12 protein-coding genes and 1 rRNA gene are annotated in these 13,218 nt (G+C 67.6%); 5 read left to right on the top strand and 8 right to left on the bottom strand.

Features of this window, described 5'->3' with window-relative positions:
• Both AB2U09_RS13665 and AB2U09_RS13670 read right to left on the bottom strand, forming a co-directional pair.
• A 16S ribosomal RNA gene (locus AB2U09_RS13665) occupies nt 1-353 on the bottom strand; the annotation flags it as partial.
• A gap of 617 nt (nt 354-970) precedes the next feature.
• On the bottom strand, nt 971-1,318 hold the full coding sequence (locus AB2U09_RS13670) for a non-histone chromosomal MC1 family protein (RefSeq protein WP_459193282.1): 348 nt from the start codon (nt 1,316-1,318) through the stop codon (nt 971-973).
• 267 nt (nt 1,319-1,585) lie between these two features.
• Between AB2U09_RS13670 and AB2U09_RS13675 the strand changes: the two genes are divergently transcribed.
• Both AB2U09_RS13675 and AB2U09_RS13680 read left to right on the top strand, forming a co-directional pair.
• On the top strand, nt 1,586-1,783 hold the full coding sequence (locus AB2U09_RS13675) for a hypothetical protein (protein ID WP_006882158.1): 198 nt from the start codon (nt 1,586-1,588) through the stop codon (nt 1,781-1,783).
• Between the two features lie 40 nt (nt 1,784-1,823).
• Nucleotides 1,824-2,879, top strand: a complete 1,056-nt coding sequence (locus tag AB2U09_RS13680) for a quinone-dependent dihydroorotate dehydrogenase (RefSeq protein WP_459193283.1) — start codon at nt 1,824-1,826, stop codon at nt 2,877-2,879.
• Nucleotides 2,880-2,897: 18 nt separating this feature from the next.
• Here AB2U09_RS13680 and AB2U09_RS13685 read toward each other — a convergent pair whose 3' ends face one another.
• The 3 genes from AB2U09_RS13685 to AB2U09_RS13695 all read right to left on the bottom strand — a co-directional run bounded on the left by AB2U09_RS13685 (nt 2,898) and on the right by AB2U09_RS13695 (nt 5,368).
• Nucleotides 2,898-3,692 (bottom strand): ABC transporter permease subunit, encoded by a 795-nt coding sequence (locus AB2U09_RS13685; RefSeq protein WP_459193284.1) that lies wholly within the window; start codon nt 3,690-3,692, stop codon nt 2,898-2,900.
• Nucleotides 3,685-4,677, bottom strand: a complete 993-nt coding sequence (locus AB2U09_RS13690) for an ABC transporter ATP-binding protein (protein ID WP_459193285.1) — start codon at nt 4,675-4,677, stop codon at nt 3,685-3,687. Before AB2U09_RS13690 ends, AB2U09_RS13685 begins: the two co-directional genes overlap by 8 nt.
• 82 nt (nt 4,678-4,759) lie before the next feature.
• Nucleotides 4,760-5,368, bottom strand: a complete 609-nt coding sequence (locus tag AB2U09_RS13695; protein WP_459193286.1) for a hypothetical protein — start codon at nt 5,366-5,368, stop codon at nt 4,760-4,762.
• A gap of 126 nt (nt 5,369-5,494) precedes the next feature.
• Here AB2U09_RS13695 and AB2U09_RS13700 point away from each other — a divergent pair, with 126 nt between their 5' ends.
• Nucleotides 5,495-5,800 carry a MazG nucleotide pyrophosphohydrolase domain-containing protein gene (locus tag AB2U09_RS13700; RefSeq protein WP_459193287.1) on the top strand — a complete coding sequence of 102 codons (306 nt, stop codon included), beginning with the start codon at nt 5,495-5,497 and terminating at the stop codon, nt 5,798-5,800.
• Nucleotides 5,801-5,808: 8 nt separating this feature from the next.
• Nucleotides 5,809-7,146, top strand: a complete 1,338-nt coding sequence (locus AB2U09_RS13705; protein ID WP_459193288.1) for a bifunctional metallophosphatase/5'-nucleotidase — start codon at nt 5,809-5,811, stop codon at nt 7,144-7,146.
• Nucleotides 7,147-7,217: 71 nt separating this feature from the next.
• Here the strand turns inward: AB2U09_RS13705 and pheT are convergent, their stop codons facing one another.
• Together pheT and pheS are read right to left on the bottom strand one after the other, a co-directional pair.
• Nucleotides 7,218-9,014 (bottom strand): phenylalanine--tRNA ligase subunit beta, encoded by a 1,797-nt coding sequence (gene pheT, locus AB2U09_RS13710; RefSeq protein WP_459193289.1) that lies wholly within the window; start codon nt 9,012-9,014, stop codon nt 7,218-7,220.
• The gene (pheS, locus tag AB2U09_RS13715) at nt 9,014-10,546 is read right to left on the bottom strand and encodes a phenylalanine--tRNA ligase subunit alpha (RefSeq protein ID WP_459193290.1); all 1,533 of its coding nucleotides are present in this window, start codon (nt 10,544-10,546) and stop codon (nt 9,014-9,016) included. The genes pheT and pheS overlap by 1 nt, the downstream gene beginning before the upstream one ends.
• Nucleotides 10,547-10,922: 376 nt before the next feature.
• Here pheS and AB2U09_RS13720 point away from each other — a divergent pair, with 376 nt between their 5' ends.
• Complete coding sequence (locus tag AB2U09_RS13720) at nt 10,923-11,138, top strand: hypothetical protein (RefSeq protein ID WP_459193291.1); 216 nt, start codon at nt 10,923-10,925, stop codon at nt 11,136-11,138.
• A 27-nt stretch (nt 11,139-11,165) separates the two neighbouring features.
• On the opposite strand, the gene AB2U09_RS13725 is transcribed toward AB2U09_RS13720, so the two are convergent.
• Nucleotides 11,166-12,842 (bottom strand): tryptophan--tRNA ligase, encoded by a 1,677-nt coding sequence (locus AB2U09_RS13725; protein ID WP_459193292.1) that lies wholly within the window; start codon nt 12,840-12,842, stop codon nt 11,166-11,168.
• Nucleotides 12,843-13,218 lie beyond the last annotated feature (376 nt).

Here is a 13,218-nt window from a genome sequence, read left to right on the forward strand (position 1 = left end):
GTGTAAAGGTTTCGCGCCTGCTGCGCCCCGTAGGGCCCGGAATCTTGTCTCAGATTCCGTCTCCAGGCTCTTGCTCTCACAACCTGTACCGATTATCGGCACGGTGGGCCGTTACCCCACCGTCTACCTAATCGGCCGCAGCCACATCCTCTGGCGCCGGAACGTTTCCGGCTCGCTCCACTCCAGGATGCGAGCCGTATCAGGAATTAGCCTCAGTTTCCCGAGGTTATTCCCGTCCAGAGGGTAGTTTGGCCACGTGTTACTGAGCTATTTGCCACGGGTCTGAACCCGTGCGACTAGCATGGCTAAGTCGGACTCCGATAGCAATGGCCTCCGGCAGGATCAACCGGAATGTTCCCCTGCAGAGCAGGGGGGTTAGGCGGGAACACACTCTGTATGAGTGTGATCTCGATCGCTATCGTATCTAGCATCCGGCGACACACGGTCACAGACCGGGTATCACCGAACTACCAGGGCTAACATCAGATCCCATCTGTACGGCGGACCGCAGGGGTGGAATCCTCATCTCCTTCGGACCGTAATGTAGGCCGACGGGGTTATATAACCCCTTCGACCCACTCGGTCCGACTGGCACGAGGTGAGACCGCCGAGGTGCCGTCGACCGGCATCCCAGCGGGGCGTCGCCCCACGCCGCTTCGTACCCGATACGATGGGGGTGTTTTACTTAAGGCCGTCGGATCGGTACCCGCCTCGTCACGCGGTTTCATGGGACGGGATCACAGAAGTCGGCGCCGGCGACGCCGCTATCGGGTTCGGAATGTCGCGTGGAAGGAGAGCGGCCGGTCATCCCGCGCGTTGCGCGCTCGGTCCGGCCGAGTGGGAGCCACGCACGTACCGCTCGGTGGGCGATTCATATGTAGTTCACGCACGCGGACGAGGGGCTGAGGCACCCGCTGCTGGTTGCGGGCGAATCAGGGAGGGCCACGAAGGGTGGTCCTGCCGGACCGGCTCAAATCTCGTCGAGGTGTTCGACGCCCTGTTTCGAGACGTTTGCCTTCGTGATCTCGTCGACCTCGTTCATCCACACGTCCGAGGGGTCCTCGGCGTCCCACTCGTTCATGTCGACTTCCGGCGGGGACTCCTTCCAGGACCACCCCTCGTAGATGTGGACCTTGTGGGTGCCTTTCTCTCGGAGCCGGATAGACTGCCGGTCGGCCGCCTCCTCGCTGCTGGCCGGGTCGAGCCGTCGCGCAGCCTTCAGTGCCGCCTGTCGAGGTGTGCTCCCCGAAAAGACGCTGTCTTCCTCGCCGTTCTCCGTCCTGAGCGCGAAGTTGCGCTTGTCGCTGTCGGGTGCCATTGATTCGACCGCTCCATGCGAACTCAGCACATGATTCATTATAAAAATACCCCCGGATCGCACCGCGTGCTAGCGATTCGTTTATATGCGGTGCTCGAAACGACCGCGATCGCCGGTCGAACCGCCCCAGATTTCCGGGTTAGCCGACGAGAATTTATCTCGCGCGCGCCGAATCATGCACCTCAAAGCCGCCGATCGGTGTGGGATCCGGGCGCGCACGGTAGACTTAAGTGTATCCTGCGGCGAAGGGCCGAATAGGATAGCGCGATGGTGCGAAAGAAGAAGCTCAGCCCGAGTGGCGCCAAAGACGAGGACGGCGAGTACCACAACGTCCACATCAACATCCACGAGGACGAGCTGGCCGTCGCCGGGATGGAGATCGGCGACGAGGTGTTCGTCCGGGTCCGCGACAACAAGATCATCATTCAGAAAGCCGACCCCGACGACGTGGAACACGAGTTTTGACGCCCGGGCCGGCCCAGCCCCGTCGTCGGGGCGTCTACACATGAACGGATACGACATCGCTCGACCGCTGTTGTTCTCACTGCCGGCCGAAACCGCCCACACCCTCGGCCACGGCGCCGTCAGGCTCGCCGGGACGCGCCCGTTCGAGACCCGTATCGCGCGCCACTACGCCGTCGACGACGACCGACTCGGCGTCGACGCGTTCGGCCAGTCGTTTTCCAACCCCGTCGGGGTAGCCGCCGGCTTCGACAAGAACGCCGAGGCCGCCCGCGGGCTGGCCGCGCTGGGCTTCGGGTTCGTCGAAGTCGGGGGCGTCACCGCCGTCCCGCAGTCGGGCAATCCCCGCCCCCGGATGTTCCGCCTGCGAGAGGACCGCGCGGTCATCAACCGCATGGGCCTCAACAACGACGGCGCTGACGTCGTCGGCGAGCGACTTGCCGCCCTCGACGCGCCCGTCCCCGTCGGCGTCAACATCGCCAAGTCGGAACACGTCGGGACCGAGGGCGCGCCCGCCGACTACCGCAGGACCTACGAGGAGGTCGCCGACGGTGGCGACTTCTTCGTCGTCAACGTTTCCTGCCCGAACTCCCAGGGGTTCGAGGAGCTCCAGAACCGCGAGGCGATGACGGCCATCCTGACCGAACTCCAGGACGCCGGCGCCGAGCCGCTGCTCGTCAAGCTCTCGCCCGACCTCCCGGAGCCGGCGATCGCGGACACGCTCGATCTCGTCACCGAACTCGGGCTGGACGGCGTCGTCGCGACGAACACGTCCACGGAGCGCCCGGAGACCCTACAGAGCAAGAACCGCGTCGAGACCGGCGGACTGTCGGGCGCGCCCATCGAGGCGCGCGCGACGGAGACGACCCGGTTCGTCGCCGAGCGCGTCGACGTGCCCGTGGTCGGCGTCGGCGGGGTCGCCACCGCCGAGGACGCCTACCGGAAGATCCGCGCGGGCGCCAGCGTCGTCCAGCTGTACACCGCCTTCCTCTACCGCGGGCCGTCGATCGCCCGCGAGATCAATCGCGGCCTGCTCGACCTGCTGGAACGGGACGGCTTCGACTCGATCGAAGACGCGATCGGCGCGGACCTCGACTAACGCCCCGTCAGTGCCCGTTCACTCGATGTCCTTCCGCCGAAAGTAGACGGCCGCGAGCGCGACGAGCGCGAGCGTCGCGACGGCGAGCACGAGCGCGTCACCGACCGCGTACTCGCTCTCCCGGAGGACGGCGTTGGGGTCGACGTACCGCGTCGGCGAGACGGCGCCGAGGGCCTCGTAGTCGGTGCCGGTCAGCAGCGACTCGCCGAAGAAGAGCGCGACGAGGACGCCCACCGCCGCGCGCTGGGCGAGACTCGCGCGGTCGAAGACCACGGACGCGATCAGTCCGATGCCGGCGCATGTCGTCAGGTAGGGGATCGAGAGGAGGTGCAGCGCCACGACGTCGGCGGCGGGGACCGGATAGTCGACCGCGGCGGTCCCGAGGACGACCACGACGGGGACGACCGCCGACAGGGCGACGAGCGGCACGGCGAGGGAGGCGAACTGTTCGAGGACCACGCGGGCGCGCGAGACGGGCAGCGAGAGGAGCATGTCCATCCGCTCGCGCTCCACGTCGGCGGCGATCAGCGACGCCGCGGCGTAGGCGAAGTAGAGACCCACGATCAGCAGCCAGCCGAAGGTGTACAGCTCGGAAGCGAGATACCCCTCCATGCTCGCAAGCGACTGGACACCGAAGGCCTTCGAGAGCGCCTCGGGGTAGGCTTCGAGCAGCTGGTCGATGTCGGTGCCGAGGCTCTCGGCGAACGTGGGGTAGACGAAGATGTAGAGGAGGGCGAACCCGCTGAGCGCGGCAGTCGCGACGGCGGCGCCCCGGGCGCGGTGGCGCCCCTCGTAACGGGCGATCTCAAGCATCGTCGCCCCCGTAGAAGCGCATGAACACTTCTTCGAGCGGCGCCTCCTCGATATCGAGGTCGACGAGCGTCAACTCGCCGAGGCGGTCGAGCAGTGCGTTCACGTCGCCGGTGAAGGTGAACGTACACTCGGTGACCGGGTCGCTCCGGCGGGACGCCTCCCCCGATTTCCCGCCGGGACTCGATTCGCCGACGGGGTTCGACGCCCCGGCGGAGTTCGATCCGGCCACCCCGCCGTCGGTCCCGCTGCAGGACACGTCGTGGACGCCGTCGAGGTCGAACACGCTCGCGCTCACGTCGCCCGCGACGCGCACTCGGACGAACTTGCCCGTCCGGTGGAGCAGGTCCTCGATGCGCTCGGTGGTGACGAGCCGCCCCTCGCGGAGGACGCCGACCCGGTCGCAGACCCGGCGCACCTCGCTGAGTACGTGCGAGGAGAGGAAGACCGTCAGCCCCCGTTCTTTCTCGGCGTCGACGAACTCGTTGAACGCCCGCTGCATGAGCGGGTCGAGGCCGCTCGTGGGCTCGTCCATCACGACGAGGTCGGGGTCGTGCATGAACGCCTGGACGAGGCCGAGCTTCTGGACGTTCCCCGTCGAGTAGTCGCGGACCTCCCGGTCGATCGGCGGGTCGAAGGTCTCCAGAAGCTCCGCGCGGCGCTGCTCGCCCTTGATCGCACCGTGGAGGTCGAGTACCTCCCGACCGGTCACGTCCTCGTCGAACGCGGGGTTGGCCGGCAGATACCCGATCCGCCGTTTGGCGGCGATCAGGTCCTCCTCGTCGGTGACATCGTGACCGAGGACGGTCGCGCGCCCGGCCGTCGGCGACTGGAACCCCATCAGCGTCCGGATTGTCGTCGTCTTCCCGGCGCCGTTGGGGCCGAGGTAGCCGAACACCTCGCCGTCCGCGACGGAGAAGGTGACGTCGTCGTTCGCGAGGACCTCGCCGTAGTCCTTGGTGAGTCCCTCGACTTCGAGCGCAGCCATGACCCCGTATCGGACGGTCGCGGGATATAGCTACGGGCAGCAGTCGAAACCCGCGAGAACCCGAGTCTTCCTCAGTACCGAATCAGATGAAAAGCGAGCTGTTCGACTCGAGGACGTCGTACCCCTGCCGCTCCAGCGCGCGGTCGGAGATCGGCCCCTGGAGGAACGCGCGGAGCCACTTCTCAGCGGTCACCTTTCTCGTCTCGCTCGTCACGACGACAACCGTCCGTTCGCGGTCGTCACCGGCTTCGATCCGGACGGCGTGCGTCGACTGAACGCGGTCGTACTGTGACATTTCGAGGACGAAATCCGCGCTCCCCTCGACCGGTTCGCGGACGTCGAAGACCGTCTTCCATGTCCCACTGAGTCCCTCCGCGACGAACTCGAAGCCCGACTCGTGGTCGCTCGCCGCGTCGACCCATTGACGCTCGATGGCAAACAGCGGGCACTCGGGCCCAGTGAACTCCGAGCGAACTGCCTCGGGAGATCGGTCGGTCGCGAGTCGCGTCTCGTCGCGAGCACCGCACAGCGGGACGAGCGAGACTACGTAGAGACCGGCGCAGATCCCGGCCGCCGCGAGCAGGTCGATCGAGAGCGCGACGACCACCCCCACGGCGCCCAGCAAGAGCGACGGAACACGACTCCGTCGCTCGGACGCACGCGCCAGATCGTCCAGCGTCGCCCCGGTCACAGCCACCGGGTATAGCGAGCGGACATTAACAGTTACTGATCGAATAGGTCGAACCCAGCCACCCGAACGAGGCGGAACGGCGGACCGCCGACAACCGTTAACCGGAGTCGGATCGAACGGCGGGCCATGGACGCACAGGACCGCGTCGCCGCGTTCGTCGACGAGCACGACATGGACGCCGACCCCGCCTACCGAGTCCTCGATCTGGCCGCCGAGGTCGGAGAGATCGCCGCCGACGCCGCGAAGTCGAGCGAGTACGGCGACGCTCCCGAGGAGTTGACCGTCAGCGAGGACGAGATCGGCGACGCCCTGTTCTCGCTGCTGGCGACCGCCGAGGCGCTGGACGTCGACGCCGAGGCCGCGCTGGACGAATCGCTCGCGAAGTACGAACGCCGACTGACGGAGACGGGCGAAGCGGGCTCCGGGGAGTGACCGAGCCGATGTCCCCGCGACTCCTCCACTACTCCGACCTGGAGAACGCCTTCGACCGCCCGGAACGCGTCGGTCGACTCGTCGGGGCGATCGAATCCCGTCGTGACCCGGACGCGCTGGTCGTCGGCACCGGCGATCACTTCGCACCCGGCGCGCTCGCCATCGAGGAACGCGGTCGGCAGACGCTCCCGTTCTTCGAGCACGTACGGCCAGACGCCGAGACGTTCGGGAACCACGACTTCGACCACTCGCTCGACGACGCTCGGGCGGTCGTCGCGGAAGCGCCCGCCGACTGGCTGAGCGCGAACGTCCGCGTTGACGGGCAGTCGTTCGCCGGCGTCGATACGACGAAGACCGTCGAGTGTGACGGCGAACGGGTCGCCCTCGTCGGGGTGAGCGGCCCGACGCTCGCCTTACCCCGGTCGGTCGACGTGACCGACCCGGTAGCCGCCGTCCGAGAGGCTACCGATGGGCTCGACGCGGAATTGTTGGTCGTCCTCGCACACACCGGCGACGCAGTAGCCCGTGAGATCGCCCGCGAAACGGCCGCCGACGCCGTGCTCGCCGGGCACGTCCACGACGTGACACGCGACCGCGTCGACGGCACGCTCCTCGTCCGCCCCGGCGCCAACGGCCGCGTGATATGGGAGGTGGAACTGAACGGTGACGGAGCAACCGCGACTCGCTGCGACGTGCCCGACGGCCCACTCGACGAGGCGACGGCCGACGCCCTCCGCGAGCGCCTCGCCGACGCGGGGCTGGCCGAAGTGGTTGCGACCGTCGACGAGCCCATCCCCCGGGATCGCGCCCGGTGTCTCCGCGGAGAGTGCGTGCTCGCGGAACTCGCCACGGACGCGCTCCGCTGGGTCGCCGACGCCGACGTGGCCCACGTCGACACCCGTGGGCTTCGCGACGGGCCGCCCATCGGCCCCGACGTGACCGTCGCCGACCTCAGAGGGATCGCTCCCTTCGAAGCGGGCGTCTTCGTCGCCACCGTCTCGGGGAGTGAGTTGCGGTCGCTCGTCGACGAATCCGTCCATCCAGACGGCGTCGACGGCCGCGACGGAGAGGTCTGGACCGGACAGTTCTCCGGCGTCGAGATCCGGCGAGAGCGCGGTGCAGACGAAACGGGGGTGTTCTTCGACGGCGGCCCGCTGGAAGCCGGCCGGGAGTTGCGGCTCGCGGTCAACGGCTACGTCGTCTACACCGACGAGTTCGAGACGGTCGGTCGCGCAGACGCTCGCGAGTTACACGGGCTGCAATACCGCGCGTTCGTCGAATACGCCCGCGAAGTGGACGAGTTGTCTGTCGAGCCCGATGGCCGGATCGAGTACGTCGGCGAGTGAACAGAATTGAAGAGAGCGATCCGACCCCGGTACTTCCGCAGCGCGTCGAGTTAGCCCCGGAGTGGGTCGGTTTACTCTCGGAGCGCGTCGAGGTCGAACTCGAAGGCTGCGACCGGAACCTCAAGATCGTATTCGACGAGCACCTTCGGGTGGATTTCACCGATGACGCCGGCCTTCTCGCCGTCGATGACGACGTCCGCGGTGCGGCCGGAGACGAACGACGGGTGCTCCGTCGGCGGCGTCGCCAGTTCGACGTCGAACGCACGGCAGAGCGCCTGCAGGCGGCTCTTGGCGTCCTCGTAGGAGGCGTCGTTGCGGGCGAGCGCGGCGGCGACGGTGTGGCGCTCGGCCATCTTGGTCGGCTCGCCGTCGTCCTGGTCCATCACGACGCCGATCTCGGCGAGGTCCTGCGGGTACGACCGGTGCGTGTTGTTCTCGAGGACGAGCATCACCGAGGGGAGCGCCCACGTCCGGACGATCTCGTAGTCCTCGCTGTAGGGCTCCTGGATGACCGCGGGGTCGCCGCCGCCGAGCACGTCGCTGCCGCGCTCGACGTCGAGGCGCTCGTAGTTGGCCTCCTCGCTGATGAGGTGGAAATTGAGGAGGTCCTCGAAGCCCATGCCGACGAGGGCGGTCCGGGCCGCCCGCTCCAGCCGGGAGCGCTCGTGGCGGCCGCCGACGGTGGACACGTCGGGGTAGCGCGGTTCGAGTTCGTTGAAGCCGTAGGCGCGGCCCACGTCGTCGATGACGTCGACGGGGTGGAGCACGTCGACGCGATAGGGCGGGACCGTGACCCCGTAGTGGACGTCGTCCTCGGCGGTGTCGTCGGCGATCGCGTCGAGGCCAGCGCGCTCCATGAGGTCGACGACCTCCTCGCCGTCGAGGCCGATGCCGAGCATGGACTCGACGTCGCTGTGGGCGACGGTCTTGCGCTTGGTCTCGTAGAGCGGGCGGGTGAGCGTGTTCCCGGCGTAGTCGCCGGAGGCGTCGTCGGCGTACTCGACGTCGACCTCCTCGACGCGGCCCCCGCGGGCGTCGAGCGCGTAGGTGACGATGTTCAGCATGTGGTCGATCGTCCACTGGTCGGTGCCGGTCATCTCGATGAACAGATCCCGGGAGTCGGTGGTCACCTCGGTCCGCTTGCCGTTGATGACCGGCGGGAACGAGAACAGGCCGATGTCGTCGTAGATGGCTGGCATCCGCTCGTAGCCCTCGACGAGGTCGGAGAACTTGTGGGCGGTGTGGTGGCCCATCAGTACCTCCTGGGGGCTCATCTCGTGGTTCTCCTCCAGCGGGACGAACGTGTCCTCGTGCTTGCCGATACCGGTGTACCTGACCGATTTGCCGCCCGGACTGGCGGTCTCGGTGCGCGGGTCCTCCTCCTCTTCTGGAGTGTCCTCGCCGCCGCTGGCGGCGACCTGCCCCTTGAGCATGGTCAGGTCGTGGACGCCGATGGCGCCCTTGGCGCGCTGGCGACCCATCGTCGCGTGGAGTTTCTCCTGCAGCTGGATGAGCGACTCCAGAGCCGCCTCGTCCATGTCGAGCCCGCGGACGACGGCGCCGGTGACGTAGGGGCGCTCGTCGGGGACGTCCGAATCGACGCGGATGGTCCACTCGGCGTCGTTCGTATCCGGGATGTAGACGCCGCGGTCGTCGCCGTACTGGTAGCGCAGCGAGCGGGCGACGCCCTCGACCGACAGGCGGTCCAGCCGGTCGGGGGCGAACTCCAGTTCGAACTCGCCGTCGTCGGTCTCGCCCTCGTACTCGAGGCCGAGCGCGAAGAGATCCTCGCGGAGTTCGTCGTCGTCTTTCTCGTCGTGCCCGGTCAGCTCGCGCAGCTCGTCGGGGTCGATCTCGACGGTGGGCATCAGTACACCACCTCCTCGTTCCGCAGGAACTCAAGGTCGACCAGCGTCCCGTGGACGTCGCGGATGTCCTCGGCGCCGGTCGCGAGCATGAACAGGCGCTCCAGCGCCAGCCCCCAGGCCATCACGTCGGCTTCGACGCCTAGCGGTTCCAGCATCTCCGGCCGGAAGATGCCCGAGTTCCCGATCTCGATGAGTTCCCCAGTTTCAGGATGGCGGCCGAACAGCTCGAAGCTCGGCTCCGTGTAGGGGTTGTAGTGGGGCTTGAACTCGATGTCGGTGATGCCGAACTGCTCGTAGAACTCGGTGAAGGTGCCCATCAGGTCGCGCACGGACAGGTCCTCGGCCATCACCCAGCCCTCGATCTGGAAGAACTCCAGCAGGTGGGTCGAATCGAGCGTGTCGTTGCGGTAGGCCTTCTCGATGGAGAAGTGGCGCTGTGGCGGCTCGATGTCGCCCTCGGCGACGCCGGCGAGGTGGCGCACCGAGAGGTTCGTCGTGTGGCCGCGCAGGGCGAGCGCACGGGCGAAGTCCTCGTCCCACGGGGAGTGATACCCCTCGCTATCGGGGCCGACGCCGTTGCGGTGGGCCGCCTCGACGGCCTCGACGAGGTCCTCGGGCAGGTCCTCGCGGTCCATCTCCGCCGGCTCTTCGAGAGCGAAGCGGTCCCAGTGGTTGCGCGCCGGGTGGTCCTGGGGCATGAACAGGCAGTCGTTGATGTAGAAGTCGGCGTCGACGTGGGGGCCCTGCATCTCCTCGAAGCCCATGCCGACGAGGACGTCCTTGACGCGCTCGGACATTTCCCGGAGCGCGTGGGGCTTGCCGCCGTGGACCGTCTCGGCGTCGGCCTCGACGTTGTACTCGGCGAACTCGACCGACTCCCACTCGCCGGAGGTGAGCAGTTCCGGCGTGATCTGGCCGACGGTCTCGGCGACCTCCAGCCCCTCCATCAGGGCGGTAACGCCTTCGTCAGTGAGCGAGATCTCACGGACCGTGCGCTCGTGTTCTTCGAGGAGCCCGCGGCGTTCGAGCGCCGCGACGGTCTCCTCGTCGGCCTCGCCGGCCTCGACGGTCGCGTCGTCCTCCTCGCGGAGGTCCTCGAGGAGCGCGCGCTCGGGGTCGGCTTCGAGGTCGAAGTCGTCGTCGACCTCGATCATCCCGCTGTCGATGGTGCCCATCCCCTTCCGCGCGAGGTTCGAGAGGGCGATGTCGACCTGCTCGCCCTCCAGCCCGGAGGGGCCGATGGCCTGCCCGAGTTCGATCGGCTCCTCGGCGGCGTCCTTCGAGAGGGCGCCGACCCAGAGGGTGTGCTCGGGCAGCCCCTGGTAGGCGTACTCCTCGCCCTCTTCGGTGAGGCCGTACTCGACCTCGGTCCGTTCGGTGACGGTGAGCAGCCCCTCGTCTTCGAGTTCGAAGGCGGCGCGCGTCACCGCCTCCTCCTTTTCGCCGGTCTCCGCGGCGATCTGTTCGACTGGCGTGGGGTCGTCCGCGCTCGCGGCCTCGAGCACGGCGACCTGTGTTTCCGGGAGTTTCATTCGTTGTCGCTGTATCTTCGCGGTCGTCAGTTAACGATTCTTGTTGCGCCGGGCGCTCTCGCCGGTGGCTGGCCGGGAGCGCTCGGCGCCGGTCGGCGCGGACGGTTTCCGCCGGGACCGCCGGGGTTCGTTTCGGCACGAACCGTTCGGCCCGGGCGTCCGCCGTCCGTCAGGCGCCGGAGAAAAACCCGAACCCGGACCGCGCCGCTGGCAGTCTGCGGGCGATGCCGCCCCTGGCGGGTTCGGGTGCCATACGTCACCGATCCGCGCCGCCGCCGAAAAGCGTTCCGGACTCGGCGGTCGCTCGGGTCGCCAGACCATCCGTGGACGCGGCCGTCGTGGCAACGTCTATGGGCACCGGTCACAAAAGGCGGGTATGCACCGCATTCGCAGCGCTCTGTTCACGTTTGCGACCAACTTCGTCGTCGGCTACGTCCTCGGCCGACTCCTCAAAGGCAAGGACGCCGGCGTCCGCGCCGGGATGGCTCTCGGGAGCCTCGGCGCCGTCGCCAGCTGGCGGCTGACCGGGCGATTCGACTCGGACACCGTCGAACCCACGTCCGAACCGATAGAGATCGAGATCGACGAGTAAAAGCCGTTTTCCGTCGGTCCGTTCGCCTTACCCGCGACGGTCGGCAGCCACGTCCAGATCGATGTCGAGTTCGTCGAGCTTCGCCTCCCACTCGGCGCGTTTCTCCTGGTGGTCCTCGAGGAACTCGGCCATCAGCTCGGCGGCCTGCTCCTTGCACCCGCCGCAGAGGCGCTCGCCGCCGACGCACTCCTCGTAGACCTCCGCCGCGAACTCGTCGTCGTCGCCCGCGAGCAGGTAAGCGTACAGCTCGTAGACGGGGCACTCGTCGGCCTCGCCGCCGAGTTCGCGCTGTTCCTCGGCGGACTGGCGGCCCCCGGTCGTCGCCGCTTTCACCTTGTCGTACCCGTCTTCGGGGTCGTCGAGCAGGGAGATGTGCGAGGCGGGAACGGAGGATGACATTTTCCCGCCGGTGAGGCCGGTCATGAAGCGGTGGTAGATCGACGAGGGGGCGCGGAAGCCGTAGCCGCCGTGTTCGACCTCGACCTCGCGGGCGAGGTCCTCGGCCTCCTCGCGCGAGAGGTCGAACGCGTCGATGTGCTCGTCGTAGACGCGCTTCTCGCCGTCGATGGCCTCGATCAGCGCGTCGAAGGCATCGTCGGTGGCGTTGCGCCCGAGGAAGCGGGTCCGTCGACGGATCGGCTCCATCCCGGCGTTCTCCAGCTTCGTCAGGACGCTCTCGACGGTCTCGACGTCGTATTCCGGATTCTCGTAGTCCTCGCGCTCGGCGCGCAGGGCCTCGGCGGCGTCCTCACAGCGGAGCGGGTCGTCGTCGCCGGCCTCGTCGCCCACCACGGTCAGGTCGACGTAGAGTTCTGAGAGGAGCGCGCGCTCGCGCTCGTCGTCGACCTCGAAGCCAGCGTACGCCTCGGTGACGCGGAAGTAGCGCATCCGCGCGGCCAGGTCGCGGGCGAAGCGCATGTGCGGGTCCTGGTCCGGGCCGACGGGGATGACGGTGGGCCGCGGCTCGTCGGTCTGGGGGTAGAGGATGTCGGCCATCTGTGTGACGACGCTCTGCATGTGCGAGACGTCCGTCTCGCCGTCGAAGTCGTAGATCGCCTGCAACTCGGAGAAGTTCGCCTCGACGCCGAGTTCGAAGGCGAGATCCTGCACGTCGCGGTTGGTCGACTGGCGGTAGAGTTCGCCCTCTTCGGGGTCGAACCCGAGCGCGAGCAGCGAGAGGATGTAGTCGCGCGCGTGAGTGTCGATCTCCGACCACGTCAGCCCGCGGGCGCTGTGGGCTTCCAGATCGGCGATGAGACCGTAGGCGTCGCCGCCCTGCTGCTGGTGCCAGATGATCTCGTCGAAGACGAGCTTGTGGCCGATGTGCGGGTCGCCGGTGGGCATGAACCCCGAGAGCGCGGCGAAGTCTTCGCCCTCGCGCATGGCGCGGGCGATGGGGCGGTAGTCGCGGTGGCCGAAGATGACCCCGCGACGCATCAGGTAGTGCGGGTCGGGCACCTCGGGGAGGGTCTCGTCGAACTCCTCGATACCGAACTCCGCGAACAGTTTCCGGTAGTCCGAGACGGTGGCCGACCCCCACGGGTCAAGCGCCACGTCGTCGGCCCCCTCGGCGTCGACCCCACCGTCAGCGCGGAGCTCTGGCGAGGGTGGCCTCACGTTGCTCGGCTCCCCACCGTCAGCGCGGAGTGCGTCCGAGTCGGGGCCTCGCTCGGCCGTCTCGGAATCGGGCGAATCGGATGTCATCGATTGCGATGTACTCGCGCCGACACGCACTAATACCGTTCGCTTTGCCCACCCCGGTGACCGCCGCGGGCCGCCCAGCGACTGGATCGACAACCGTGAGCCGGCGATGGCGACACAAATTATAAATACCAGGCGTTCGAAGTTGTAAGTAGACGGTAAACTTAATCTAAATAGTAAATCTTTTCCGGGAGAGTCATCTATCCCAGTATCCCGAGATCAGCGAGCATCTCGGTCGTTCGGCCCGACGCACTGCTCGACGACCAGCAGCGACCGACCTAGCATGACAGTGCACGCACCATACGGATTCCCGACCAGTAGCGGAGCGGGGACAGACGACGGCGAGAACGACGGCGAAGACGAGGAGACGGACGGCGCA

Source organism: Halosimplex yunnanense (assembly GCF_054504345.1).